The sequence below is a fragment of the Roseovarius mucosus DSM 17069 genome (assembly GCF_000768555.3).
GTDB lineage: Bacteria > Pseudomonadota > Alphaproteobacteria > Rhodobacterales > Rhodobacteraceae > Roseovarius > Roseovarius mucosus.
The window spans coordinates 72,903-96,700 of the sequence record NZ_KN293991.1 but is presented as its reverse complement, the minus strand read 5'-3'; the positions used below and the strand labels follow the sequence as shown (position 1 = coordinate 96,700).

Genomic DNA, 23,798 nt, shown 5'->3' with positions numbered 1-23,798 from the left:
TTGCCCTCCCGATCAGGCTTCTTCTTGGCGAAAATACTCAAATTCCAACGCCCGATCCGGGCGCTTGGTCGAAGGCTTAGACTTTGCCTTCAAAGTCCTTGTGGACGAGCTTGGCATCACAATAGGGACATTCGACAAAGCCCGTCTCATGCGGGATTTGAAGCCAGACGCGGGGGTGGCCCAAGGCACCCTCGCCCCCGTCGCAGGCGACGCGGTAGCTGTCCACAATGCGGGTTTCCGGTGCCTGCGTTACCATCGGGGCGTTTCCTTTTGCCGTGCTTTCCACTAGGTGCGAATATGAGTGAACACAAGCCGAGGGGCAAGAGCAGCATGGCGTCCAATGCCATTGAAATCCGCGGATTGACCAAGACTTATGGCGGGGGGCGCAACAGCCCGGCCAAACAGGCGCTCAAAGGGATCGACCTTGACGTGCCGCAGGGGTCCGTTTTTGGCCTGTTGGGGCCGAATGGCGCGGGCAAATCGACACTGATCAATATTCTGGCGGGCTTGGTGGTCAAAACCGCGGGGCAGGTGACGATCTGGGGCTTCGATCAGGATCGCAACCCGCGTCAGAGCCGAGCATCCATTGGGGTGATGCCACAGGAATTGAACCTCGATCCGTTCTTTACCCCACGCGGCGCGCTCGAAGTGCAGGCGGGGCTTTACGGCGTGCCCCGGCGCGAACGGCGCAGCGACGAAATTCTGCGCCTTATCGGGCTAGAGGACAAGGCCGAGGCCTATGCGCGCACGCTGTCGGGCGGCATGCGGCGCAGGCTTTTGCTGGGCAAGGCGTTGGTGCATCATCCGCATATCCTCGTGCTGGACGAACCGACCGCCGGCGTTGACATCGAATTGCGTCAGATGCTGTGGGAAAATGTGCGGCGGCTGAACCAGCAGGGCATGACCATCATTCTCACCACCCATTACCTCGAAGAGGCCGAGGAAATGTGTGACGAGATCGCGATCATCAATCTGGGCGAGGTCGTGGCGCGCGACAGCACCGCCAATCTCTTGGGCAGGCTGGATGCCAAGACGATGATCATTCAGCCGGACACGCCAGCCGCAACCCTGCCGCAAGCTGAAGGGTTGAGCGTGACCAAGCGCGGCGACGGGGCGCTGGTCATCACCTATAAATCGGGTGCCACCTCTGCCGAAGAGGTGCTTGCTGCCGTTCATGCAGCCGGAATCACCATCCGCGACGTGAAAACCGAACAGGCGGATTTGCAGGATGTGTTCCTGGAGCTGACGCGGAGCAGATAGCGCCTGTGAAAGACCCAAACGGAGAATGCCAGCAGATGCCGACACCCTCCGTTCCCCACGTGCTCCCTACGCACCACACGTGTAACTTGATCAGGTCTCGGCCATACTGGCCCGAACAATCCCACCATACGCGAAATGCGCGGCCTCTCCAAACAGAGACTGCCGCGCATTCATTTCAAATTGTGCTCAGCGCACCCGGTGAATCGGCCGCGCTCAGGCGGCCTTTCTAGGGAGTTGCGCCACCGTGCTTTCGATCAGAACCCGGTGCAGCGCGGTGATGCCTGCCTCCATCTCATTTGCGGCAAGGACGAATTGGACATCCACGCTGCGCGGAGTCTGATGCGCGGCGATCACCTCGATGCCCGCCTCTTCCAGCGCCGCGAGACCCCGGCTCAGCACGCGCAGTCCGCTCAGATCACGCCCGATGGGCGACACGAGCGATAGCGTGCGGGCCGAGACCTTGGCCGAGGGGTAAATCTCTTCCAAATCCCGCGCCACGCGCCGGACAACCTTGAGCGATGCCTGAACATAGTGGGTGATCGTATTGGCGTTCGAAGTCTTGGACACGATCCAGACATTGTGCCGCTTGAGCGCCTCGAGAATGGCCGCGTCATAGCCTTTGACGCCCACCATATCCTGTTCGAAGAGTTCCAGCGCCACGACTTTGAGGCCAGTCACGATCTCGACACTTGGGGTATCGGTCGGCTGATCGTCGATCAGCGTTCCCGGATCGCCGGGATCAAAGGCATTCGTCACCCGCAGCGCCACATCCGCCTGACGCAGCGTCTTGGCCGCCTTGGGATGGATCGCCTCCATCCCGAGATTCGAGAGCTGATCCGCCACGTCATAATTGGTATGGCCCAGCTTGCGCACCGCCTCTTCGCCCACCAGCTTGGGATCGGCAGAGGACAGGTGGAATTCCTTGTGGATGATCGCCTCTTTCGCGCTCGTGTAGGCAGCGATAGTGGCGAATGTCACCTCGGAATAGCCCCGGTCGAATTCGCGCATGAGCCCTTCGGTGCATTGGGCATAGCCGGTGACAATCGGCATTTCGCTGGACAGGTCCACGTCTTGTAGGCCTGCCGCGATGCGTTCGGACAGGCTGTGCTCGCTCTCGTCGCGCCAACCGCTGAGGTCGATGAACCGCGCATTCACGCCAGCCCGCTGTAACAGGAGCGTGGTGACAAAGGCCGAATGGGATTCGCCCAGACCGGACAACAATTCGCGGATGACCAGCATGTGATCGCTCAGGCGGAAATGACCGTAGGAGCACAGCCGTTGCAGATCGAAGAGGCACGAGCGCGCGCCTTCGATCCGCTCGCGCACGAATTCGTCCGCCATGCTGCGGTCGCCGGGATTGTCGAGGATGTCGCGATGCGCTTCGCGCATCGCCGCGCCCACCTCGGTCAGCGCGTCCAGCCAGCCGTGATCGTCATCCCCGTTGGCAAAGCGCGCATAGACCCCCGGTGTGCCGGATTTCTTGTGCTCCAGCAGCTTGTTGGTGATCCCGCCAAAGGCCGAGACCACGAAGATACGGTGATAGAGCGCGCCGCCCTCGCGGCTCCCGATAAAGAGCGTGTCGAGAAGCTCGTTTACACGGCTCATCGATGTGCCGCCGATCTTTTCGACGGTGTGATCTGGAAAAGTCATATTCCTCTTATCCGGGCTGCTGCCCGGACCCTCTTGTCAGGCGCTTTCCAGCGCGTAAGAGCCATCGGCCTGATGCACCTCTTTGCCTGTCACCGGCGGGTTGAAGCAGCAGGCCATGACCAGCTCTTCTTCGGCGCGCAGAATGTGGCGATCATGCTTGTCGAGCGCATACATCACGCCCGGCTTGATCTCGTGCGTTTCGCCCGTGGCGATATCGGTGATCGAGCCTTTGCCCTGCATGCAATAGACGCTCTCAAAGTGGTTCTTGTATTCGAACGTATGTTCCGAACCCGGCTCAAGGAACGTGATGTGGAAAGAAAACCCCATCCCGTCGTCGGCCAGAAGCATCCGCACGCTCGACCATTGCGCGTCCGACACGACGCGCTCGCGTTCGTCTTTGATGATCTTGTTAAAGTCTCTGACAATCATTGCTGTCACTCCGCTGCAAGTTTATGTGTTTGTGTCACCTCACGCGCCGCCGCTTCGAGGATGTCCAAGCCCTTTTTCAGGGTCGCTTCAGGCGTTGTCAGCGCGGCCAGCACCTTGACCACCTCGTCATGGGCGCCCGAGGTCTCGATGATGAGCCCCTTTTCAAAGGCGCGGGCGCAAATCGCCGCAGCGAGCGTGCCACAGCCCACATCGACCCCCTGCATCATGCCGCGCCCCTTGAGGGAGGAGCCGGGAATAGCATCGGCAATCCGCATGAGTGCGTCGCGCAGGATTTCCGACTTGGCGGCGATGGATTTCTGGAACGCATCATCCGCCCAGAATTTTTCGATCGCCACACGCGCCGTGACAAAGGCATGGGTGTTACCACGGAACGTGCCGTTATGCTCGGCCGGGCCCCAGATGTCATGCTCGGGCTTGATCAGCAGCGCGGCAAACGGCAGGCCCATCCCAGAAAAGCTCTTGGCCATCGGGATAAGATCCGGCTCGATGCCCATCTCTTCAAAGCTGAAGAAAGTGCCAGTGCGCCCGCACCCGGCCTGGATGTCATCGACGATCAGCAGCGCGCCATGCTCTTTGGCGAGCCGGGCGACCCCCTGCATGAAGGCGGTGGAGGCGGCATTCAGCCCGCCCTCGCCCTGCACCGGCTCGATGATGAAGGCGGCCGGCGCATCGACGCCGCTCGACGGATTGCCCAGCATTTCCTCGATGATGCGCAGGCTGTCCACGTCCGGCCCAAAGGCCCCCTCGTAAGGCATGTGCGTGGTGCCGCAGAGCGATCCGCTACCCGCGCCCGCGCGCTTGCCTGCGTTGCCGGTGCAGCTGAGCGCACCCATGGTCATGCCGTGAAACCCGTTGGTAAAGGCAACGATATTGCGCCGCCCCGTGACCTTGCGCGCCAGTTTCATCGCGGCCTCAACCGCGTTGGTGCCTGTGGGCCCGGTCATCATCACCTTGTAATCCATGCCGCGCGGTTTCAGGATGATGTCTTCGAACGCGCGCAGGAAATCGGCCTTGGCGCCTGTGTGCATGTCGAGACCATGGGTGACCCCATCGGCCGTGATGTGCTCGATCAGAGCTGCCTTCATGTCCGGGTCATTGTGCCCGTAGTTGAGCGACGAGCACCCGGCGAGAAAGTCGATATAAGTGTTGCCCTGCGCATCGGTCATCTCGGACCCCTGCGCCTTGACAAAGGCGGTCGGAAAGCTGCGGCAATAACTGCGTGCCTCGCTCTCGCGGCGGGCAAAAATTTCCAGGTCGGCTGACATGTCAGTCGTCATAACGTGTTCCTTCATGTGATTGGGAATTGGACGGGCAGGGGCCTGAGGATCAGGCCGCCTTCTTCATCCGCTCTTTCATGGCGATGGTGACCATGTATTCGGTATCGTGCAGATCGTTGAAATGCAGCGACTTGGAGAAATACGGCGTGCTCGACAATTCGCCGTCGTTCAGGTCGCTGAACTTGCGGAAAAGCGCCCAGCTTGCGGCGTTGTCGCGGGTAATCGTGGTTTGTACCCGGGTCACATCCTTGCAGATGTCACGCGACAGCAGCCCGCGCAGCATCAGCGTACCAAGGCCGGTGCCCCGCGCCTTCTCCGACACGGCCACTTGCCAGACAAAGAACGTCTCGGGGTCATCGGGCAGGATATAGCCTGACACCCAGCCGACAATCTCGCCGTCCAACTCGGCCACGATGCAGGTGTCGCGGAAATGATCGCACTGGATCAGGTTGCAATACATCGAATTCTCATCGAGCGGCTTGCAGGCCTGAATCAGCTCCCAGATAGCCGCGCCATCCTCGGACGAGGGCTTGCGTAGGGTTGGCAGAGCTTTCCGAAACATTTCCATCGCATGTCGCATCGCTGAGTGACCTCTCTATTTGCTTCGCTTAGCTAAATATAACAAGACCGCTCATAAATCAACCTTTCCGATCAAAATAGAGTTTACAGTGGTTTTTTCATAAAAACCCTTAATTTCTTGCCCTAACTGCACTATATATTTAATTAGCGAACTAAATTAGTTTCTCAGGAGGAATGAAATTGCAATTGAGCGACAGCTTTGCGACCATTACAGCCATTACAAGAGGGGCTCGGATGGACCGCACAGACCAAAGCTTGATCGCCCTGCGTCGCATCCTGCGCGCAACTGAAATTTATGGGCGCAAGCTCGCTACCGCTGCGGGGCTGACGGCGGTGCAATTCCGCGTGCTACAGATCGTGGCTGAACGGGGCAGTTGCACCGCAACCCACATCGCGCACCAGATGCGCGTGTCTCAGGCGACCATTACGGCCCTGGTGGACAAACTGGTGAAACACGGGATGGTGACGCGGGAAAAGTCGCAGACCGACCGCCGCCAGACCAATATCGTGATCACCGATGCAGGTCATGAGACCATCCGCCGTGCGCCTGACGCGCTTCAGCAGCGTTATGTGCGCAAGTTCGAGGCGCTTGCGGATTGGGAACAGGCGCAGCTTGTGGCGTCTCTTGAGCGGGTCGCCACCCTGCTTGACGCTGAGGATATAGATGCGGCCCCGGTGCTTGATACTGGCGATTTCCGCACCCATTCCTGAACCAGAAACAAGAACACCCGCCGGGGGGCGGGCGCTCTGATATCTGGTTGGATCATCGTCTTAGCGATACGCGGCTTCCTTGCCGAAATGCTTGGTCAGCATGTAATAGATCACAGCACGATATTTGTTGCGCTCGGATTTGCCATACGTCTCGATCACCTGATTGATCGCATCCATCAGCGCCGGGCTGTCGGCCAGCCCCAGTTTCTTGACGAGAAAATTCGTCTTGACCGTCTCAAGCTCTGCCGGTTGGCTGCCCGCAACTGTCGAGGCATCGGCATTGTAAATCGCCGGACCGCAGCCAATCGTCACCTTGGTCAGCAGATCCATATCCGGTTCCATCCCGCATTTATTCCGCAGATCATCCGCGTATTTCGCGATCAGGTCGTCACGCTTTCCCATCACTTCTCTCCCATTTTCCGGCAAAAGACCGGCCCATCGTTTTACCAAGCCCCACAAATGACGCTTCGGGCACGATAGCCGGGGATTTTTCGAAGACAAAGGGAAATCTTCCCTAATCCTCCCCTTGGGCGAAAACCCTGTCAAAGCAGCGATCGACCACGAAGAAGACCCTAGTTGAGCGTTACACCCTTCTTTCGGCCATGGTCGGTGGTCTTGTCGAATTTTATGTCGACGGCGTTGTATTTCTTGATGATTGCGTCGCCGCCCGCGCACCCGGCGCGCTCGATCTCTTCGGCGGCCGCAATACCATGACGCCCGTGCTGCCGTTCATGCTCGGTCAGTGCTGCCAGCATGCTATCGAATTTCTTACGAACGTCTGCGGGCATTTTAGAGGGGTTTTTGTGCTTTGGCAGGATGATGTCGACCGTGACGCTCAATTTACAGTCGCCAGTCCACTTCACATACCACGTGGTATAGGCCCAATAGCTCTTGGGGCCTTTTTTATCCATTTCCTGCGCCAATCCTGCAAGCGAGGTGGCCGAAACCGGGTAGGTTTTGATTGTTTCGGTGACTTTCGGCTTGGCGTGCGCCGCCGAGATGCCACCCAAGCCGAGTGTCAGGCCAAGGGCCAGGACACCGACATTAAAAAAGCTCTTCTTCAACATCGGTCTCCTGTCCAATAGCTGATTTGGTTAATATCGGTAATGCTCCGGCTTGAACGGGCCATCAGTGCCAACGCCGATGTAATCCGCCTGATCTTGCCGCAACTGCGTAAGCTTGACGCCAATGCGATCAAGATGCAAACGCGCGACTTTCTCGTCAAGATGTTTCGGCAGGACATAGACCTCGTTGCCGTATTGGTCGCCCTTGGTCCAAAGCTCGATCTGCGCCAGCACCTGATTGGTGAAGGAAGCCGACATCACGAACGACGGGTGGCCGGTGGCATTGCCGAGGTTCAACAGGCGGCCTTCGGACAGAAGGATGATCCGGTTGCCAGAAGGCATCTCGATCATGTCCACCTGGTCCTTGATATTGGTCCACTTGTGGTTCTTGAGGGCAGCAACCTGGATTTCGTTGTCGAAATGGCCGATGTTGCCGACGATCGCCATATCCTTCATCGCGCGCATATGCTCGATGCGGATCACGTCCTTGTTGCCGGTGGTGGTGATGAAGATGTCGGCAGTGTCGATCACGTCTTCAAGCACGACCACTTCGAACCCGTCCATCGCCGCCTGAAGGGCGCAAATCGGGTCTACTTCGGTGACTTTCACACGCGCACCGGCGCCGCGCAGTGACGCGGCAGAGCCTTTGCCGACATCGCCATAGCCACAGACGACGGCAACCTTGCCTGCCATCATGGTGTCGGTGGCGCGGCGGATACCGTCCACAAGGCTTTCCTTGCAGCCGTATTTGTTGTCGAATTTCGACTTGGTCACAGAGTCGTTGACGTTGATCGCCGGGAAGGGCAGTTGCCCCTTCTTGTGCAGGTCATAGAGACGATGAACGCCGGTTGTGGTTTCCTCGGATACGCCTTTGATCTGATCGCGCACCTTTGTGAACCAACCGGGGCTGGCCTTCATCCGCTTGGCGATTTGCGCCTTGATCACTTCTTCCTCTTCCGAGGCGGGGACCGGGATGATGTCTTCGCCCGCTTCTGCGCGCGCGCCAAGCAGGACATAGAGCGTCGCATCGCCGCCATCGTCGAGGATCATGTTCGGGCCGTCCTCGAACATGAAGGATTTGTCGAGATAATCCCAGTGCTCCTCAAGGCTCTGCCCCTTGATCGCAAAAACCGGGGTTCCCCCTGCGGCAATCGCCGCCGCCGCGTGATCCTGTGTCGAAAAAATGTTGCAAGACGCCCAACGAACATCTGCGCCCAGATCCACCAGCGTTTCGATCAACACGGCCGTCTGAATGGTCATGTGCAGGCTTCCGACGATCCGTGCACCCTTGAGCGGTTTGACTTCGCCGTATTCCTTGCGCAGAGCCATCAAGCCCGGCATTTCGGTTTCCGCAATGTCCAGTTCCTTGCGCCCATAAGCGGCGAGGTTGATGTCCTTGACGATGTAATCTTTTGCCATCTGGAGTGGCTCCTTGCATGATGAATTTGCAAGGCAGATAGCACTCGCATCCCCTCTGGACAATGCGCGATTAGCCCGCCACCCCCTCTGGGTGGGTTGGTGCGGCGTCCTGCCAATTCTGGCCCGTGGCGATCACACAACTCAACCCATCAGGCCGGATCACAAAGACGGTGAAGCCGCCTGTCTGATCCGACGCCCAGATTTCAAGCAACTGTTGCGCACTTTGCAGGCCGCCGCCTGCCAGATGCTCGCAATAGCGCTTCGAGGTGTTCAATCAGATCGGCGCGCGGCAGGCAGGTCATCGTTTGCACGTGGGTGAGCGGTACGAGCGCTGCGGCACCAAAGATGACAGCGGTGGAACAGAGACGTTTGAACATGGCCTTTCTCCTCAACTCTGGCGCATGACTGCGCCGGGTGTCCATGCCATCAATCTGGGTGGTCGAGGATCGCGTGACACTAAAACTCCGAGCACAAGCGCGTGTTACCCCTGTGTTTAGGGTTTGCACCCGGATCGACCATTGCCTAGGTCTGTCGCCATGATCGCCTCACCTCGCCTCACCTTCTCCAGCCCTGCCGCGCGGCTGCAATACACGCTCTTGATGGGGCTCTTTCGCGTTGCCGTGACACGCGGGCTCTATGGCCGGTTTGCGCGTGGGCTTGGGCGGCTTTTCGACCCCGAGAATGCGGTGATCCTGCATGACGAGGAGGCGGCACCCTATCGTATCCTCCTCAACGATGGCTATTGGACTCGCTTCGCGCTTTATCTTGCGCCCTATGAGCCCGAGGTTGACGCGGTGTTGCGCGCTGCCGCCGGGGCGACGCCGCTCTTTTGCGATCTCGGCGCAAATATGGGGTATTGGACCACCCGCGCCGTGCCGCTCTTTGAGCGCGTGATCGCGGTCGAGGCTTCAGCGCGGACATTCGATCGGTTGCGGGGCAATGCCTCCGCGCTGCCGGGTGTCACGCTTCACCGTGCGGCGATCCATGCGCTGTCTGGTCAGGTTCTGACTTTTGTGAATACCCATCTCAGCCATGCCTCTGCCCGCTTGATGGGCGACATCCCAGCGAGTGCGCAGGACCGGACCGAGACCGTGACGACGCTTGCCATCGACGATCTTGTCCCCCCCGGCACTGCCGCGCTGATCAAGCTTGATGTCGAAGGAGCAGAAATTGCGGCCATTTCGGGTGCCGCCCGCGCCATCGCCGAAGGATCGGTTCTGATCTACGAGGATCATGGCAGCGATCCGGACTGCACGGTGAGCGCGCATTTGCTGGCACAGCCTGGGCTTAGTGTCTACTCCAGCGAAAATGGCCTGACTGCCATGCCCGACATTGCCACAATCCGGGCTCTCAAGAGCGATCCATTCAAGGGTTACAACTTTGTTGCCGCGCGCGCTGACTCGCCTCTTCTGGCGGGGATCATGCAGGGCTTTGCAAAATCGGCCGTGCCGCGCTAGGCAGGATCGTCCAACATTTCCGGAGGCCGCATGCCCAAACCCCGCGCCTGGCAAAAGATGCTCTCGGGCCGTAGGCTCGATTTACTCGATCCCACTCCGGTGGATATCGAGATTGAGGATATTGCTCATGGGCTCAGCTTTGTTGCCCGTTGGAATGGGCAGACCTTGGGTGACTTTGCCTATTCCGTGGCCGAGCACTCCTTGTTGGTAGAAAGGCTCTATTCCCGCCTGACGCCTGCTGCGCCCGCCAAATGGCGACTGGCCGCGCTCTTGCATGATGCGCCGGAATACGTGATCGGCGACATGATTTCCCCGGTCAAGAACGCGGTCGGGCCGGGATATGATGAACTTGACAAACGGCTTGCGGCGGCGATCCACATCCGCTTTGGCCTGCCTGCCACGATCCCGCCTGCGATCAAGAAACAGATCAAGCAGGCCGATAAAATAAGCGCCTGGATGGAAGCGACGGAGATCGCGGGGTTCACAGTGGCTGAGGCGGATCGTTTTTTTGGCAAACCTGATCCTGCGCTGCTGCAGGGGCTTTGCATCGCTCTTCGTCCCCCGGTCGAGACGCGGCAGGACTACACTGCGCGATATCAGGCCCTTATCGCCGAGATGGGCTAGATCCAACCGCCGCGCGACATGAGGCCCATTGCCTCGAGTTGGCGCCAGCCAACCAGCCGGGTCGAACCTTCGCACCATAGATCCGGGTCTGCCTGCAAGGCGTCATAGTAGCCGTCATAGAGACTACTATTGGCAAAATGCTCTTGTCGGGCCTTTTCTTCGGCAGAGCGTTCGACCACGGTGTTGAGGAACTTGCTGTGCAACAGGATGCCGGACGTCAACTCGCCCCCAGCCGTGTCATAGACATGATTTAGCCGTCGGGGCAGGAGTGCATGCGCGGAACTCACGTAGGCATAACGCCGGTTCCATTTGACCAAAGGCACCTTGCCCATGGTCGGTGCGCGGCGTGGATCGCTGGCAAAGAACATTCGGGCGCGTGGGCCGCCTTGAATCCAAAGGTTCTGCAAATCCCGTTTTTGCCGCATTCCATAATTACCGCCATCGAACCAGCACAGCGCCGCGAACGGGTATGATCCGGCCTCATAGGGATGTTGCGATAGCGGGCCTTGGGGGTACATATCCAGCATCAGCGCGCCGAAAGAGCGGCGCTTTTGCCCCTCCAGCCATTCACAAAGCGCGGGAAGGGGGCGGGTGTCGTGATAGGGATAGATCAGGCATTCATCGGCATCCAAGGTCAGGCACCAGTGGCCGTGGCCGTGTTTCATCTGCAACCAAGTCAGCCAATCGACGCCAAAGCGCGACAGCTTGTAGCTATGGTCCGTGCTCCAGAGCGAGACATCGGGTTGCGCGGCCAGATAGTCACGTGTGCCATCGTCGCTGGCATTTTCGACAATCAGGAAATGCCGCACACCCAAGCGACGGTGATGGTCAAGAAAATAGGGTAGTCGCACCACCTCGTTTCGGACTGTGCTGAAGCAGAGGATATCACCGGGTTTGATCTGGGCTGTTTTGTCACGAACACTGCGCAATTGCCGCCTTTTGCGAAAGCTACGCCACAGCAGGCGCCGCCGCTTCCACCGTAGGCGATAGGTCATCGCCAGATCGCTGATCCTCTCGCCTGTGGCCATGCGGTCCCCGTGATCCCCCAAGCGGCAGAGTCAGCGCTATTTGTCGTAATGTCCAGTCTGATGCCAGCGCCACGCATCCCCGATCATCTGTATGAGCGTGGAGCGTTTCGGTTGCCAGCCCAGCTCTGCCGCGGCGCGGGTCGATCCCGAAACAAGCCGCGTGCAATCGCCTGGCCGCCGTGCGCCTTCGACCACGGGCACAGCCCGGTTGGTCACGGCCGCAGATTGGTCGATCACCTCGCGCACGGAAAATCCGGTGCCGGTGCCAAGGTTGAAAATGCGGCTGCCCTTGCCTGCCTCCAGCCATTTGAGGCCAAGAACATGTGCATCAACCAGGTCACTGACATGCACATAATCGCGGATGCAGGTGCCGTCGGGCGTGTCGTAATCCGTGCCAAAGATCGTCAGCGCATCACGCTTGCCGTCGATTGCATCCAGCATCAGCGGGATAAGGTGGGTTTCGGGTTGGTGGAATTCACCGATCTCTGCCTCTGGGTCGGCACCCGCGACGTTGAAATAGCGGAAAATCACATGGCGCAGGCCATATGCGGCCCCGAAATCGTGGAGCATATCCTCGATGGCGCGCTTGGAGGCACCATAGGCATTGATCGGATACTGCGCGCACCCCTCGTCAAGCAGCACGTTGTCCTGATCGCCATAGGTGGCGCAGGTCGAGGAGAACACAAAGTCGAGACAGTTCGCTGCCACCGCCGCCTGAATTAGCGACAGCGACCCGGCGACGTTGTTGTGCCAATAGAGACCCGGATCGCGCATGCTCTCGCCCACTTGGCTGAGTGCTGCAAAATGCATCACGGCTGCGGGCCGATAGGTGGCAAACACCTCGTCAAGTCGCGCACGGTCCGTCAGATTGCCCTTCTCGAAGGGGCCGAATTTCACCGCGTCCTGCCACCCGGTGCACAGATTATCGTAGGTGACGGGCGTATAGCCCGCAGCCGCCAATGTCTTGCAGGCGTGGCTGCCGATATAGCCCGCCCCGCCTGTGACCAGAATATGCGTCACCAGTAGTCCTTTCGTGGTGTCTTACTGAGCCGCTTTTTCAGAGTGAACCACGTCCGAAATATAATTCCAAAGTTCATCCCGCAACTCGTCGCGCGCCAGCGCAAAAGCCACGGTTGCCTGCAAGAACCCTGCTTTAGAGCCGCAATCGAACCGCTGGCCCTGAAAGCGGAAACCGTAAACCTCCTCGCCATCTTCGCGCGCGGCATCAATGGCATCGGTCAGTTGGATTTCGCCACCTGCGCCAGCCTGCTTGCGGTTGAGTTTCTGCAAGACGGTAGGGGTCAGGATATAGCGCCCGATCACCGCGAGGTTCGAGGGGGCCGTGCCTGCGGCTGGTTTTTCCACCATGCCTTTGGTCGACACGATGCTTCCCATATCCTCTTTGATATCGAGAATACCGTAAGAGCTCGTCATGGAATCTGGCACTTCCATCGCCGCCACGATATTGCCCTGCGTTTCCTCAAAGGCCTCGACCATCTGTGCAAGACAGGGTTTTTCCGCGGCAATCACGTCATCCGGCAGGATCACGGCAAAGGGTTCGTTCGAGATGAGCCGCCGCGCGCACCACACGGCATGGCCCAGACCTAGCGGCTTGTGCTGGCGCATATATGCCACTTCGCCGCTGTCCATGTTGGTGGATTTCAAGATCTCGAGCAGGTCATCCTTACCTTTGCGGCGCAGCTCGGCCTCAAGCTGAGGGGCGTAGTCGAAATAATCCTCAAGCGCACCTTTGCCGCGCGAGGTGATGAAGATGAATTCCTTGATCCCGGCGGCGCGCGCCTCATCTATGGCGTATTGCACCAAGGGACGATCAACCAGCGTCATGATTTCCTTGGGCACCGATTTCGTGGCTGGCAGGAACCGTGTTCCAAGCCCGGCGACTGGAAAGATTGCCTTGGTTACTTTGCTACGCATGGAATGCTCCTGGAAAACTTTTGGTCACCTTACACAACAGCGACGTCTTTTGCATCGTGTTAAGGGGAAAATTCGCGAAATGTTGCGATTTGGCAGGGTATTGATGAGCGGCCTTTAGCCCATGCCCATTTCTTGCATCATCGCCTCGATCCGGGGCACATCCTCGGGGTTGTTCAGCTCCCAGAATTGTCGTCCCTGCGCTGCGACCTCGACGCATAGCACGGCGCGACCGCGTTCGAGAAACCGCAACTGCTCTAGCCCTTCGAGCTTTTCCAGCGGCCCCATGGGCCAGGTGGCATAGTCGCGCAGCGCTTGCGGGCGGTAGGCGTAGACACCGACATGGTGAAAGACGGGCGTCTCCTCCTCGGCCTCATAGCGACGAGGGGTGTAGGGAATCACCTCCTTGGAGAAATAGAGCGCGCGCGCGCCCTCGCCAAAGACCGCCGTTGTGCCGCCGACCCGGCCATTTGCGCGGTCGTCGAGAAAGCCGTTGAGGGCGCGGCCGTCGCATCGCAGAACGGGCGTCGCCACCTCTGCCCCGGAATCTGAGCGCAGGCCCGCGATCAGATCCTCGACGAACCAATGCGGGGTGAGCGGTGCGTCGCCTTGCAGGTTGACGATGATGTCATAGCTGCCGCCCATGACCTCCAGTGCCTCGGCACAGCGTTCGGTGCCATTGCCGCAACTTTCAGAGGTCATGACGACCTCTGCACCGAATGCCTCGGAGGCTGCGCGGATACGGTCGTCATCGGTGGCCACAACAACCCGGTCGACACCCTGCACCTGACAGGCGGCCTCCCATGAGCGTTGGATCAGGCTCTTGGCCTCGCCCGTGGCCCCGGTCAGGGCCACCAGCGGTTTGCCGGGATAGCGGGTCGAGGCATAGCGCGCAGGAATGACGATGACGACGCTCATCTTATGCTCCTTTCAGAACCACGCCGGGGGCGAGGGCGATAAAGAACGGATTGGCAAAATCTGCCTTGCCATAAGTGAACGGCTGGTGATCCTCGAAGCGCACCACCTGCCCACCTGCCCCATTCAGCACAGCATGCCCGGCGGCGGTATCCCATTCCATCGTGCGCCCCAAACGGGGATAGAGATCGGCCTCGCCGGTCGCGACAAGGCAGAACTTGAGCGAGGAGCCCGCGCTCGTCATGTCCTTGACCGAGTATTTGCTGATATAGTCGTCGGTAGCCTGATCGCGGTGCGATTTGCTCGCCACGACCATGAGCGCGGTATTGTCCGGTTGCGTCACCCGAACGGGGTGCAGAGAGCCGGGCGCATCCTTGGAAAACGGGCCTTCTTCCTCGACGGATGTTCCATCGGCCAGCGTGTAGAACATGCGCCCTTTGGCCGGGGCATAGACCACGCCTCTGGTCGGCACGCCTGCCTCGACATAGGCGATATTGACTGTGAAATCACCGCGCCGGTTGATGAATTCCTTGGTGCCATCCAAGGGGTCAACGATCAAAAAGGTCTTGGCCGTCTCGCCATGGGACGTCGCCTGTTCCTCTGTGACCAGTGGAACCTCGGGGAAAGCGGCGCGCAGCCCGGCAGAGATGATCGCATCCGCCGCCTCATCCGCCTCTGTGACGGGGCTTGCGTCGGATTTTACTTTGACCGCGAAATCATCCGCCTCGTAGATGTCCATGATTTTCGTCCCGGCCTCGAGCGCCAATGTGCGCATCACCGAAATCAGCTTGTCATACTCCAAATCGCCGCTCCTTTGCCGCCAAGACGCCACTTTGCGCCGTTAACCGATGGATTATACCTGCGCCCTTATGATACGCTCTCGCAAGGACAGCAAGAAACCCGGACCACAAAATCAGAGACCAGCGGCACCGCGCCATGTTCAAGACCACCCGCCCCAGATCAAATCTGCACTCGGCAATCACCATTGCAGAGCTGATTTATCATGCCGCCGTGCGGGATGTCCGCAAGAGCGATGGCAATGCGGTAGTGGCATTGGTCAAGAATATCATGACCGTGGTCATCATGGTGCTCGCGTTTTACTTCATGTTCTCGGTGCTTGGCCTCAAAGGCATGAAAATTCGTGGTGATTTCCTACTGTTCATGATGTCCGGCATCTTTGTTTACATCACCCATATCAAGGCGATGAGCGCGGTCATGGGGGCCGAGGGGCCAGCATCTCCCATGATGCAACACGCGCCGATGAACACGGTCATCGCGATCTGTTCGGCGGCGCTCAGCTCGCTCTACATTCAAGTTCTATCGCTTTTTGTGGTGCTTTTCGTTTACCATGTGGGTTTCGTGCCGATCACCATCTACCAGCCCATTCAGGCCTTTGGCATGATCCTGACCGCGTGGTTCATAGGTGTTGCTGTAGGTCTCGTGCTCTTGGCGATCAAGCCATGGGCACCGGGCTTCGTGACGATCTTTGCCATGATCTATCAGCGGGCCAATATGATCGCCTCAGGCAAGATGTTCGTGGTGAACACCTTGCCCACATTCATGATGAACATGTTTGACTGGAACCCACTGTTTCACATCATCGACCAGACGCGCGGTTTCGTGTTCATCAACTATTTTCCGCACCGGACCTCGCTTGAGTATCCGTATTACGTCGGTATTGCACTTCTGATGATCGGGCTGATGGCGGAATTCTACACCCGCCAGTATGCGTCGAGCAGTTGGGAAGCGCGGCGCTAAACCGCCAGTATCATTGCAGCACCTTGCCTTCGGGCCATGTCATCCGCGTTTTTACCGTGATTGTCTGCGTTTCTCGGGCAGGTAGATCAAATGTCCACGCCAAAATCCCGCGCGCGCCCTCAATGTCCCGCTCGGCGGGCATCGGCTCGGCAGTCCAGGTTATCTCCAGATCCTCTTGTTCGGACACTGGCACGCGGTCGATCAGGCGCAGCGGCCATACCTCTCCTGTCAGGTTCTCGACGGTGATCTCGACTGTCTCTGTCTGCTCATTGGATTTCGTGAGGATGCCCCGGTCGCCTTCGTTGCGGTCGCGCACCAGACGGGTCAGGCGCAGCCCCTCGATCGGGCCAAAGGACACGTCGGCCTTGTCCCCGTCCGCGATCAGGTTGAGCCAGCGTTGCCCGACATAGCGCCCATCGAGGTAGAACCGCGCCTCGGATGTGGGCAAGAGTATCTCGCCGGTGTCATTCGTCAGGCGCGCCATAAGATAGGCGGTCTGATCCAGCATCGGCACCGCCTGTGCCACGACCTCGGCCTTGGTTTCCATCGGGGCCAGCATGAGGCGCACATTATCGGCCCCGGTGGTGACACTGACAGGGGCGGGATAGCTATAGCTGACCGATAGCCCATTAAAGCTGGCAACGGCCATGTCAGAGGTTGCGGCCTCTGCCACGGGTGCGGCCATGAACACCGCTTCGGCCTTGCCGCGCGCCATCGGTTGAATCGCCTTGGGATCATCAATCCGCACGATCCAAGGCCAGATTTGTCCCGGTTCGGTCTGTTCCGACGGTCGCAGGGTCGAGAGGGTGAGCGCGATGTCTTGCCAATTCTCACCGGTGGATTGCTGCACAAACGCACCGCGTTCGATCCTGAGTGCGCCGCTGTCGCGCGCCAGGTGCAGATCATAGAGCGGCTGCCAACCGGCATCGGGGATGGTGTAGGTTACGGTCAGCGTGCCTTGGGTGTCTGCATCCGAGGTGATCGCCACGGCGAGCATGGCGCGGGCCTCGTCCTCGGGCACGAGTGCGTTCAACGCTTGTCGCGCGGCATCGCGCGCCTTGATCTGGTCCTTGAGGGCACGTTTGGCGGCCTCGGCGCGGCGGGTGGCGGCGGCTTCGGTCTGACGGGCCAGCAAGGTCTCGCTGCCGATCATGGCGCTCAGGTCGCGCAGTTGATCTGGCGTCAGGGTTGCGGTCCCGTCCCCTTGACCGATCTGCGCCAGAAAGGCGATGCGCGCGCGTGCAGCCTCAGCCTCGATCTCTATGTCGGCGATGCCCTCGCGGGCAAGGCGCAATGCCTCTTCTAGCCGCTCGACCTCGGCACGGGCCGCGATCAGGGCCGCACTGTCGGGGGCATCGCGGGGCGGTACGTAATCGTTGCGCGTGGTGAGGCCTCCCATACGCGCGCCCTCAACAGCTACCCGCACAGAGGCGAGGGGCGTGCCTTTTGGCAAATCGGCCAATATCAGGTCATGCTGACCCGCCGGGGCGCTAAAGGCCACTTCGCGGGTCACGGTTGCGCCTTGCGGATAGAGGGTCACGGCGCTGACGCGGCTGGAGAGGGCGATATCCTCGGCCATTGCGGGCAGGGCGAGCGACGCCAGAGGCAGAACAAGACAAAGGGCACGCATGCTAAAGCTCCTGAACAGTTTGCCTGATGTTCCCGACTTGTCGCCCGAGGTGCAAGCCTGTCGCGTGGTCATCCGAGGCGATAGGCCGGGATACGCCTATGCGACCGGGTGCCGCCGTCGTACCATACCGGGCCGCCCCGCGATCTCTAGTGTGGCATCTCCGCGTGGATTGCGCGCAATCACCCGCCCCTTGGACACGACCGCAAGGCGCGCGGCGCGCAGGCGGACCGCTTCGATCGGATCACCCGCGTCGAGTACGACGAGCGAAGCCACGGCACCCACATGCAGGCCATAATCCGTAAGCCCCAGAATGCGCGCGTTCTCAATCGTCACCATGTCGAAACAGCGCCGCATCTCTTCGGGGCTACTCATCTGCGCCACATGCAGCCCCATGAAGGCGACATCGAGCATGTCTGCGGTGCCGAGGCTGTACCACGGGTCGCGCACGCAATCCTGCCCCCAACCCACGGTGATGCCCTGCGCCTGCATTTCCTTGACCCGCGTCAGACCGCGCCGTTTGGGAAAGGTGTCGTGCCGCCCCTGCAACATGATGTTGATCAGCGGGTTGGGGATTGCGGCGACGCCAGCCTCGGCCATCAGCGGCAAGAGTTTCGACACATAGTAATTGTCCATCGAATGCATCGAGGTGAGATGCGATCCCGCGACCCGGCCCTGAAGCCTGAGGCGCTGGGCCTCATAGGCCAGCGTTTCGATATGGCGGCTCATCGGGTCATCGCTCTCGTCGCAATGCATGTCCACGCGCAGGCCGCGCGCCGCCGCAATCTCGCACAATTCCCGCACAGACGCCGCACCATCCGCCATCGTGCGTTCGAAATGCGGGATGCCGCCCACCACGTCGACACCCATGTCGAGGGCGCGGAGCGTGTTGTCGCGCGCGGTTGGGTCGCGGTAGAACCCGTCCTGCGGAAAGGCCACGAGTTGCAGGTCGATATAGCCTTTGACCTTGTCGCGCACCTCTAGCATCGCCGCCACGCCCTTGAGGCTGTCGTCGCAGGTATCGACATGGCTGCGGATCGCCAAGAGACCCATCGAGGCGGCCCAGTCGCAATACTCGAGCGCGCGAGCGACCATCTCTTCCTCGGTGACGATCTGCTTCAATTCACCCCAGAGACCGATCCCCTCCAACAGCGTGCCAGAGGCGTTGATGCGCGGAAGACCATAGCTCAGCGTTGCATCTAGGTGAAAATGCGGATCGACAAAGGGTGGGCTCACGAGATCGCCGGTGGCGTCGATCACTTGGCCAGCCTCGGCCCCTTCAAGCCGCCCCATCGCTGTTATCCGGTCGCCGGTGATGCCAATATCGGCCACGGTGCCATCGGGCAGCGTGCCCCCCTTGATGATCAGATCGAACATCAGCGTTCTCCCTTGTTGAAGGCTACCATCAGGGCGGCGGGCACCTCGGCACGTCGCGACATGACGATGAGCGCGAGGATCGAGAGGACATAGGGCGTCATCAGGAAGATTTGATAGGGAATGTCTGCGCCAAGCGGTGTTTGCTGAACCCGGATTTGCAGCGCGTCGAAGGCAGCAAAGAGCACCGCGCCCAACAGCGCCTTGCCCGGTTTCCAAGCGCCAAACACCACCAGCGCGATGCAGATCCAGCCGCGCCCGTTGACCATCTCGAAGAAAAAGGAGTCAAAGGCCGACATGGTCAGAAATGCGCCCCCCATGGCCATCAGCCCCGATCCGACGATGACCGCGCCCATGCGCAGCCCCGTGACAGACAGGCCCTGTGCTGCCACCGCCGCCGGATTCTCGCCCGCCGCGCGCAGCGCAAGGCCAAGCGGCGTGCGATAGAGCACGAGGCTGACCACGCCCACAAGGAGGAAGGCCAGATAGGTCAGCGGGGTTTGTGAAAAGAACGCTGGGCCGATCAGCGGAATGTCGGACAGCAGCGGGATCTCCCATGGCTGAAAGGCCGTGATTTTCGGCGGGCTTGTCACCTCTGGCAGAGCGAGGCGATAGGCGTAATAGGTCGAGGAGGTAGCAAGTAGCGTGACGCCAAGCCCCACCACATGCTGCGAGAGGCCGAAAGGCACGGTCAAGAGGCTATGCACCGCGCCAAAGCCCATGCCGACGACCATCGCCACCGCAACACCCGGCCAGAGACCCAGACCGGAATAGACTGCCATCCATCCGGCAAAGGCACCTGCGACCATGATCCCCTCGATGCCAAGATTGAGCACGCCCGCGCGCTCGCAGATCAGCTCGCCCAAGGTGGCAAAGATCAGCGGGCTCGCAATGCGGATCGCGGCGGCCCAGAAACTGGCGGAGAGGAGGATATCAAGTATGTCCATGCGCTATTCCCTCACCACCCGGAACCGCGTGAGCAAAATCGCCAGCACCATGAGCAAGAGGGCTGTCGCCAGCATGATATCGGCCAGATAGGTCGGCACGCCCACGGCGCGGCTCATGCTGTCGGCACCCACGAAGATACCCGCCACGAAGAGGGCGGCAGCGATGACACCGAGCGGATTGAGCAGCGCCAGCATCGCCACAATGATCCCGGTATAGCCAAAGCCGGGGCTGAGATCGAGCGTGAGGCTGCCCTTGACGCCTGCCACCTCCGAGAAACCGGCGAGCGCCGCAAGGCCACCCGACAGAAGCGCCGTCTTGATCAGCACCGCGTTGACCGGGATACCCGCAAAGCGCGCTGCCTCACGATTGAGGCCAACGGCGCGCATTTCATAGCCCAGGGTTGTTCGTCGCTGGATCACCCAAACGAGCGCGGCCGAGATGAGAGCCAGCGCAAAGCCCCAATGCAGGCGCAGACCCTCGACGATACGCGGCAGGCGTGCCTCGGCGATCAGGCGTTCGGATTTGGGCCACCCCATGCCCATCGGGTCTTTGAGCGGTCCTTCAAGCAGGAGTGAGATGAAGAGGAGAAAGATGAAATTGAAGAGGAGCGTCGTGACCACCTCATCAACGCCGAACCGCACCTTGAGCAGCGCGGGGACGAGCAGAACAGCCGCGCCCGCCAACATCGACACGAGGACCAGCGTTGGCAAGAGCGCCGTGGCAGACCATGGCAACGCGCCAGTCCCAAGAACCACCGTCATCAGTGCCCCTGCATAAAGCTGCGCCTCCGCGCCGATGTTCCAGAGCCGGGCACGGAATGCCACCGCCACGGCAAGCCCGGTGAAAATGAGCGGCGTGGCGCGATTGAGTGTCTCTAACACGGCGAATTTTGATCCTGCCGCGCCTTTGAGGATCAATCCCAATACGGCAAAGGGATCGGCCCCCGCCAGCATCGCCAAGAGCGAGGCCACGATCACCGTTGCGGCAATCGCCAGAACGGGCGGCAGGGTGCTGCGCGCGAGGCTCGGGTTGGCGATGGGTTCAAGACGCATGTGCCAACCCCGCATCAAACCCATGACCCGCCATCCAAACGCCCAGTTCGGCAGGGGTCATCGTGCCGCGCGCAAACTCGGGCGAGAGGCGACCTTCGGACATCACATGGATCACGTCCGAGAGCGCCATGATCTCGTCCAGATCCTCGGAAATCAGCAGCACCGCCGCGCCCCGGTCGCGGGCCTTGAGCAACTGTTCATGCACATAGTTGACGGCACCGATGTCCAGTCCGCGTACGGGCTGGTTGGCGAGGATGATACGCGGATTGGCCTCGAGCACGCGGCCAAGGATCAGTTTCTGCATATTGCCGCCCGAGAGCAGGCGGATGCGTGTATCTGGCCCTGGGCAGCGAATGTCGTAGCCTTTGATGATCGCCTGTGTTTCGGCCTCGGCGCGGGGCCAGCTCATCCAACCCGCGCGACTCATCGGGGGTTTGTGATAGCTCTCCAGAATGGCATTCTCGGTGAGGGAGAAATCGGCGATTGTGCCGGTTTTGTGCCTGTCTTCGGGGATGCGCGCAATCCCATGCTCGACCGCAGCGCGCGGGCTCCATTGCGCCATTTCCGCGCCGCCCAGATCAAGCCGCCCTGAAGCGGGCGCGCCAAGACCGGCGATAAGATCGGCCAGCGCCGCTTGCCCGTTACCGGAAACTCCGGCAAGGCCGGTGATCTGGCCAGCGCGCAGGGCGAGGTTCAGGGATTTCAACCCCGGCGCGCTGCCCCGGTCTGCCGTGGTGACGGCGTGCAATTGCAAGAGTGGCGCGCCAGCCGTGCCGGGGGCCACCCGTGGTGCGCTGACGTCACTGCCGACCATAGCAGCGGCTAGCGCGTGACGGTCTGTATTGGCGGTGTCCATCTCGGCCACCACCTTGCCATGGCGCAGGATCACGACCCTGTGGGCAATATCCATCACCTCATGCAGCTTGTGGCTGATGAACACGATCGAGAGGCCTTTGGCCACCGCCTCGCGCAGCGTGGCAAAGAGATCGTCGGTTTCTTGTGGAGTCAGAACGGCGGTCGGCTCATCGAGAATGAGAATACGCGCTTCGCGGTAGAGCGCCTTTAGGATCTCGACCCGCTGCCGTTCCCCCACGGTGAGGCTGCCGACACGCGCGTCAGGGTCAACCGCCAGATGAAAATCGGCAGAGAGTTTGGCAATCTTGTCGCGCGCGGCGGCACGATCAGACCGCCAACGCCAGAGCGGCTCGGTGCCGAGTGTCACGTTCTCCAGCACAGTCAGATTGTCGGCCAGCGTGAAATGCTGATGCACCATGCCTACGCCCGCCTCGAGTGCGGCGCGCGGATTGCCGGGGGGCAGCGCCCGCCCCATCACCATCACCTGTCCCTCATCGGCAGTATACTGGCCGAACAGGATGTTCATCAGCGTGGTCTTGCCCGCACCGTTTTCACCCAAGAGGGCCACGACCTCGCCCCGGTGCAGGCTGAGGCTCACCGCGTCATTCGCGGTGAGCGCGCCGAAACGCTTGGTAATCCTGTCAAGGCGCAGAACGACCTGCGCCGTGTCTGCGCCTGTCATTTACGAGGATTTCGGCTCTTCGTCGTTGATCTCGACGGTAAAGGTGCCCGCCTTGATCGCCGCCTCGCGTTCTGCCACCAGCGCCAAGGCTGCCTCGGGCACTTTGCCCTCAAAGGTCCCAAGCGGCGCCAAAGAGCATCCGCCTGCCTTCATGAAGGAATAGACGCCGTAATCGGCAGCGGTGAACGTGCCCGCGTTAACAGCGGCAATCGCGGCATCAAGCGTCGGCTCGAAATGCCAGATGGCCGAGGCCACGACCGTTTCGGGATAGTCGGCTTGGGTGTCGATCACGTTGCCGATGGCCAGCACCCCCTTTTCCTTTGCCGCGTCCGAGACGCCAAAGCGTTCGGCATAGAGCATGTCCGCGCCCCCCTCGATCATGGCAAAGGCGGTTTCCTTGGCCTTGGGGGGATCGAACCAAGACCCGATAAAGCTCACTTGAAACTTGATCTCGGGGTTCATTTCACGGGCACCTGCCATGAAGGCGTGCATCAGGCGGTTGACCTCGGGGATCGGGAAGCCGCCGACCATGCCGATATTGGCGGTCTTGGTCATCGCACCTGCAATGATTCCCGAGAGGTAAGAGGCGTCCTGAATATAGTTGTCGAACACCGCGAAATTCGCCAGCGCCGGGTCCTCCTTGAAGCTCGACCCCATCAGGAAGGCGATGTCGGGATAGTCGGCGGCCACTTCGCGCGCTTCTTGCTCGACTGCGAACACCTCACCGATGATGAGCTTGTAGCCCTGTTCGGCATATTCGCGCATGACGCGCGCATAATCGGTATTCGAGACATTCTCGGAATAGACATACTCGACATCGCCCCGCTCTTGCGCGGTCATGGCGGCTTTGTGAATCCGGCTGACCCATTGTTGTTCGACGGGCACCGTGTAGATACCGGCGGTCTTGATCGGTTCGGCGGCGCGCAGCGGCGAGCGCAGGCCAGAGGCCCCGGCGATGAGCGCGGCGCCGGCCGTGGTGGCCATAAAGCGACGTCGGGAAAGTGGCAGGCGTGTCATGTTGCTCTCCATGTTGTCAGTGGGCAGTCTTTTTGGTTTTACCAATTGGTAAAATTTATCCGGTCAATTTTCTACAGAAATTTACCATTGGGCAAAACTAAACCGCTGAGAGGCAGACT

Annotated in this window: 25 protein-coding genes; 5 read left to right on the top strand and 20 right to left on the bottom strand. The window is 60.2% G+C overall.

Translation table 11 applies throughout. The annotated features are described in order from the left end of the window. Positions 1-76 precede the first annotated feature (76 nt). Complete coding sequence (locus tag ROSMUC_RS18195) at positions 77-256, bottom strand: zinc-finger domain-containing protein (RefSeq protein WP_037276823.1); 180 nt, start codon at positions 254-256, stop codon at positions 77-79. 74 nt (positions 257-330) lie between these two features. Between ROSMUC_RS18195 and ROSMUC_RS18190 the strand changes: the two genes are divergently transcribed. Beyond that, positions 331-1,260 carry an ABC transporter ATP-binding protein gene (locus ROSMUC_RS18190; protein WP_037276012.1) on the top strand — a complete coding sequence of 310 codons (930 nt, stop codon included), beginning with the start codon at positions 331-333 and terminating at the stop codon, positions 1,258-1,260. A gap of 213 nt (positions 1,261-1,473) precedes the next feature. Here the strand turns inward: ROSMUC_RS18190 and ROSMUC_RS18185 are convergent, their stop codons facing one another. Genes ROSMUC_RS18185 through ectA form a run of 4 tightly spaced genes read right to left on the bottom strand, consistent with a single transcriptional unit; the run spans position 1,474 to position 5,205 of the window. After that, positions 1,474-2,910: an aspartate kinase gene (locus tag ROSMUC_RS18185; protein WP_037276009.1), complete on the bottom strand. Its 1,437-nt coding sequence runs from the start codon at positions 2,908-2,910 to the stop codon at positions 1,474-1,476. A gap of 36 nt (positions 2,911-2,946) precedes the next feature. Continuing rightward, complete coding sequence (locus ROSMUC_RS18180) at positions 2,947-3,339, bottom strand: ectoine synthase (RefSeq protein ID WP_037276007.1); 393 nt, start codon at positions 3,337-3,339, stop codon at positions 2,947-2,949. A gap of 5 nt (positions 3,340-3,344) precedes the next feature. Then, the gene (gene ectB, locus ROSMUC_RS18175) at positions 3,345-4,637 is read right to left on the bottom strand and encodes a diaminobutyrate--2-oxoglutarate transaminase (protein WP_425442844.1); all 1,293 of its coding nucleotides are present in this window, start codon (positions 4,635-4,637) and stop codon (positions 3,345-3,347) included. A gap of 49 nt (positions 4,638-4,686) precedes the next feature. Continuing rightward, positions 4,687-5,205, bottom strand: a complete 519-nt coding sequence (ectA, locus tag ROSMUC_RS18170) for a diaminobutyrate acetyltransferase (RefSeq protein WP_037276821.1) — start codon at positions 5,203-5,205, stop codon at positions 4,687-4,689. Positions 5,206-5,450: 245 nt separating this feature from the next. Between ectA and ROSMUC_RS18165 the strand changes: the two genes are divergently transcribed. Further along, on the top strand, positions 5,451-5,927 hold the full coding sequence (locus tag ROSMUC_RS18165; RefSeq protein ID WP_037276003.1) for a MarR family winged helix-turn-helix transcriptional regulator: 477 nt from the start codon (positions 5,451-5,453) through the stop codon (positions 5,925-5,927). A 60-nt stretch (positions 5,928-5,987) separates the two neighbouring features. Here the strand turns inward: ROSMUC_RS18165 and ROSMUC_RS18160 are convergent, their stop codons facing one another. The 4 genes from ROSMUC_RS18160 to ROSMUC_RS18145 form a co-directional block, all read right to left on the bottom strand. Continuing rightward, positions 5,988-6,329: a DUF2853 family protein gene (locus ROSMUC_RS18160; RefSeq protein WP_037276000.1), complete on the bottom strand. Its 342-nt coding sequence runs from the start codon at positions 6,327-6,329 to the stop codon at positions 5,988-5,990. A gap of 170 nt (positions 6,330-6,499) precedes the next feature. Next, complete coding sequence (locus tag ROSMUC_RS18155; protein ID WP_037275996.1) at positions 6,500-6,994, bottom strand: DUF922 domain-containing protein; 495 nt, start codon at positions 6,992-6,994, stop codon at positions 6,500-6,502. A gap of 27 nt (positions 6,995-7,021) precedes the next feature. Beyond that, the gene (gene ahcY / locus ROSMUC_RS18150; protein WP_037275994.1) at positions 7,022-8,410 is read right to left on the bottom strand and encodes an adenosylhomocysteinase; all 1,389 of its coding nucleotides are present in this window, start codon (positions 8,408-8,410) and stop codon (positions 7,022-7,024) included. A gap of 70 nt (positions 8,411-8,480) precedes the next feature. Then, a complete protein-coding gene (locus tag ROSMUC_RS18145) occupies positions 8,481-8,684 on the bottom strand; it encodes a hypothetical protein (protein ID WP_052115445.1) in 204 nt (67 codons plus the stop codon). A gap of 262 nt (positions 8,685-8,946) precedes the next feature. Here ROSMUC_RS18145 and ROSMUC_RS18140 point away from each other — a divergent pair, with 262 nt between their 5' ends. Continuing rightward, complete coding sequence (locus tag ROSMUC_RS18140; RefSeq protein WP_037275992.1) at positions 8,947-9,867, top strand: FkbM family methyltransferase; 921 nt, start codon at positions 8,947-8,949, stop codon at positions 9,865-9,867. Between the two features lie 30 nt (positions 9,868-9,897). Further along, complete coding sequence (locus tag ROSMUC_RS18135; protein WP_037275989.1) at positions 9,898-10,491, top strand: HD domain-containing protein; 594 nt, start codon at positions 9,898-9,900, stop codon at positions 10,489-10,491. Here ROSMUC_RS18135 and ROSMUC_RS18130 read toward each other — a convergent pair. The 5 genes from ROSMUC_RS18130 to cysQ form a co-directional block, all read right to left on the bottom strand. Beyond that, positions 10,488-11,519 carry a glycosyltransferase family 2 protein gene (locus ROSMUC_RS18130; protein ID WP_037275986.1) on the bottom strand — a complete coding sequence of 344 codons (1,032 nt, stop codon included), beginning with the start codon at positions 11,517-11,519 and terminating at the stop codon, positions 10,488-10,490. The two genes, ROSMUC_RS18135 and ROSMUC_RS18130, sit on opposite strands and share 4 nt — an antisense overlap. Before the next feature lie 36 nt (positions 11,520-11,555). After that, positions 11,556-12,539, bottom strand: a complete 984-nt coding sequence (gene galE / locus ROSMUC_RS18125) for a UDP-glucose 4-epimerase GalE (RefSeq protein ID WP_037275983.1) — start codon at positions 12,537-12,539, stop codon at positions 11,556-11,558. Positions 12,540-12,560: 21 nt separating this feature from the next. Continuing rightward, positions 12,561-13,454, bottom strand: coding sequence for a UTP--glucose-1-phosphate uridylyltransferase (locus ROSMUC_RS18120; protein WP_037275979.1), 894 nt, complete (start codon positions 13,452-13,454; stop codon positions 12,561-12,563). Between the two features lie 114 nt (positions 13,455-13,568). Beyond that, positions 13,569-14,369, bottom strand: a complete 801-nt coding sequence (locus ROSMUC_RS18115; protein ID WP_037275977.1) for a 3-deoxy-manno-octulosonate cytidylyltransferase — start codon at positions 14,367-14,369, stop codon at positions 13,569-13,571. A gap of 1 nt (position 14,370) precedes the next feature. Next, on the bottom strand, positions 14,371-15,168 hold the full coding sequence (gene cysQ, locus ROSMUC_RS18110; RefSeq protein ID WP_037275975.1) for a 3'(2'),5'-bisphosphate nucleotidase CysQ: 798 nt from the start codon (positions 15,166-15,168) through the stop codon (positions 14,371-14,373). 134 nt (positions 15,169-15,302) lie between these two features. On the opposite strand from cysQ, the gene ROSMUC_RS18105 reads away from it, so the two are divergent. Beyond that, entirely contained in the window at positions 15,303-16,124 is an 822-nt protein-coding gene (locus ROSMUC_RS18105; RefSeq protein ID WP_037275972.1) for an ABC transporter permease, read from the top strand. A 10-nt stretch (positions 16,125-16,134) separates the two neighbouring features. Here the strand turns inward: ROSMUC_RS18105 and ROSMUC_RS18100 are convergent, their stop codons facing one another. The 6 genes from ROSMUC_RS18100 to ROSMUC_RS18075 form a co-directional block, all read right to left on the bottom strand. Next, entirely contained in the window at positions 16,135-17,754 is a 1,620-nt protein-coding gene (locus ROSMUC_RS18100) for a DUF4139 domain-containing protein (RefSeq protein WP_037275969.1), read from the bottom strand. 96 nt (positions 17,755-17,850) lie between these two features. Next, positions 17,851-19,128, bottom strand: coding sequence for an amidohydrolase family protein (locus tag ROSMUC_RS18095; protein WP_037275967.1), 1,278 nt, complete (start codon positions 19,126-19,128; stop codon positions 17,851-17,853). Continuing rightward, the gene (locus ROSMUC_RS18090) at positions 19,128-20,072 is read right to left on the bottom strand and encodes an ABC transporter permease (protein WP_037275964.1); all 945 of its coding nucleotides are present in this window, start codon (positions 20,070-20,072) and stop codon (positions 19,128-19,130) included. Before ROSMUC_RS18090 ends, ROSMUC_RS18095 begins: the two co-directional genes overlap by 1 nt. Positions 20,073-20,075: 3 nt before the next feature. Next, a complete protein-coding gene (locus ROSMUC_RS18085) occupies positions 20,076-21,125 on the bottom strand; it encodes an ABC transporter permease (protein ID WP_037275962.1) in 1,050 nt (349 codons plus the stop codon). Then, positions 21,115-22,662 (bottom strand): ABC transporter ATP-binding protein, encoded by a 1,548-nt coding sequence (locus tag ROSMUC_RS18080; protein ID WP_037275959.1) that lies wholly within the window; start codon positions 22,660-22,662, stop codon positions 21,115-21,117. The genes ROSMUC_RS18085 and ROSMUC_RS18080 overlap by 11 nt, the downstream gene beginning before the upstream one ends. Then, positions 22,663-23,691, bottom strand: a complete 1,029-nt coding sequence (locus ROSMUC_RS18075) for a BMP family protein (RefSeq protein ID WP_037275958.1) — start codon at positions 23,689-23,691, stop codon at positions 22,663-22,665. It abuts the gene before it with no gap. Between the last annotated feature and the right edge of the window lie 107 nt (positions 23,692-23,798).

Coding starts and splice junctions, on each gene's coding strand:
- ROSMUC_RS18195 (WP_037276823.1), bottom strand. CDS start 256: ATGGTAACGCAGGCACCGGAAACCCGCATTGTGGACAGCTACCGCGTC.
- ROSMUC_RS18190 (WP_037276012.1), top strand. CDS start 331: ATGGCGTCCAATGCCATTGAAATCCGCGGATTGACCAAGACTTATGGC.
- ROSMUC_RS18185 (WP_037276009.1), bottom strand. CDS start 2,910: ATGACTTTTCCAGATCACACCGTCGAAAAGATCGGCGGCACATCGATG.
- ROSMUC_RS18180 (WP_037276007.1), bottom strand. CDS start 3,339: ATGATTGTCAGAGACTTTAACAAGATCATCAAAGACGAACGCGAGCGC.
- ectB (WP_425442844.1), bottom strand. CDS start 4,637: ATGACGACTGACATGTCAGCCGACCTGGAAATTTTTGCCCGCCGCGAG.
- ectA (WP_037276821.1), bottom strand. CDS start 5,205: ATGGAAATGTTTCGGAAAGCTCTGCCAACCCTACGCAAGCCCTCGTCC.
- ROSMUC_RS18165 (WP_037276003.1), top strand. CDS start 5,451: ATGGACCGCACAGACCAAAGCTTGATCGCCCTGCGTCGCATCCTGCGC.
- ROSMUC_RS18160 (WP_037276000.1), bottom strand. CDS start 6,329: ATGGGAAAGCGTGACGACCTGATCGCGAAATACGCGGATGATCTGCGG.
- ROSMUC_RS18155 (WP_037275996.1), bottom strand. CDS start 6,994: ATGTTGAAGAAGAGCTTTTTTAATGTCGGTGTCCTGGCCCTTGGCCTG.
- ahcY (WP_037275994.1), bottom strand. CDS start 8,410: ATGGCAAAAGATTACATCGTCAAGGACATCAACCTCGCCGCTTATGGG.
- ROSMUC_RS18140 (WP_037275992.1), top strand. CDS start 8,947: ATGATCGCCTCACCTCGCCTCACCTTCTCCAGCCCTGCCGCGCGGCTG.
- ROSMUC_RS18135 (WP_037275989.1), top strand. CDS start 9,898: ATGCCCAAACCCCGCGCCTGGCAAAAGATGCTCTCGGGCCGTAGGCTC.
- ROSMUC_RS18130 (WP_037275986.1), bottom strand. CDS start 11,519: ATGGCCACAGGCGAGAGGATCAGCGATCTGGCGATGACCTATCGCCTA.
- ROSMUC_RS18120 (WP_037275979.1), bottom strand. CDS start 13,454: ATGCGTAGCAAAGTAACCAAGGCAATCTTTCCAGTCGCCGGGCTTGGA.
- ROSMUC_RS18115 (WP_037275977.1), bottom strand. CDS start 14,369: ATGAGCGTCGTCATCGTCATTCCTGCGCGCTATGCCTCGACCCGCTAT.
- ROSMUC_RS18105 (WP_037275972.1), top strand. CDS start 15,303: ATGTTCAAGACCACCCGCCCCAGATCAAATCTGCACTCGGCAATCACC.
- ROSMUC_RS18100 (WP_037275969.1), bottom strand. CDS start 17,754: ATGCGTGCCCTTTGTCTTGTTCTGCCTCTGGCGTCGCTCGCCCTGCCC.
- ROSMUC_RS18095 (WP_037275967.1), bottom strand. CDS start 19,128: ATGTTCGATCTGATCATCAAGGGGGGCACGCTGCCCGATGGCACCGTG.
- ROSMUC_RS18090 (WP_037275964.1), bottom strand. CDS start 20,072: ATGGACATACTTGATATCCTCCTCTCCGCCAGTTTCTGGGCCGCCGCG.
- ROSMUC_RS18085 (WP_037275962.1), bottom strand. CDS start 21,125: ATGCGTCTTGAACCCATCGCCAACCCGAGCCTCGCGCGCAGCACCCTG.
- ROSMUC_RS18080 (WP_037275959.1), bottom strand. CDS start 22,662: ATGACAGGCGCAGACACGGCGCAGGTCGTTCTGCGCCTTGACAGGATT.
- ROSMUC_RS18075 (WP_037275958.1), bottom strand. CDS start 23,691: ATGGAGAGCAACATGACACGCCTGCCACTTTCCCGACGTCGCTTTATG.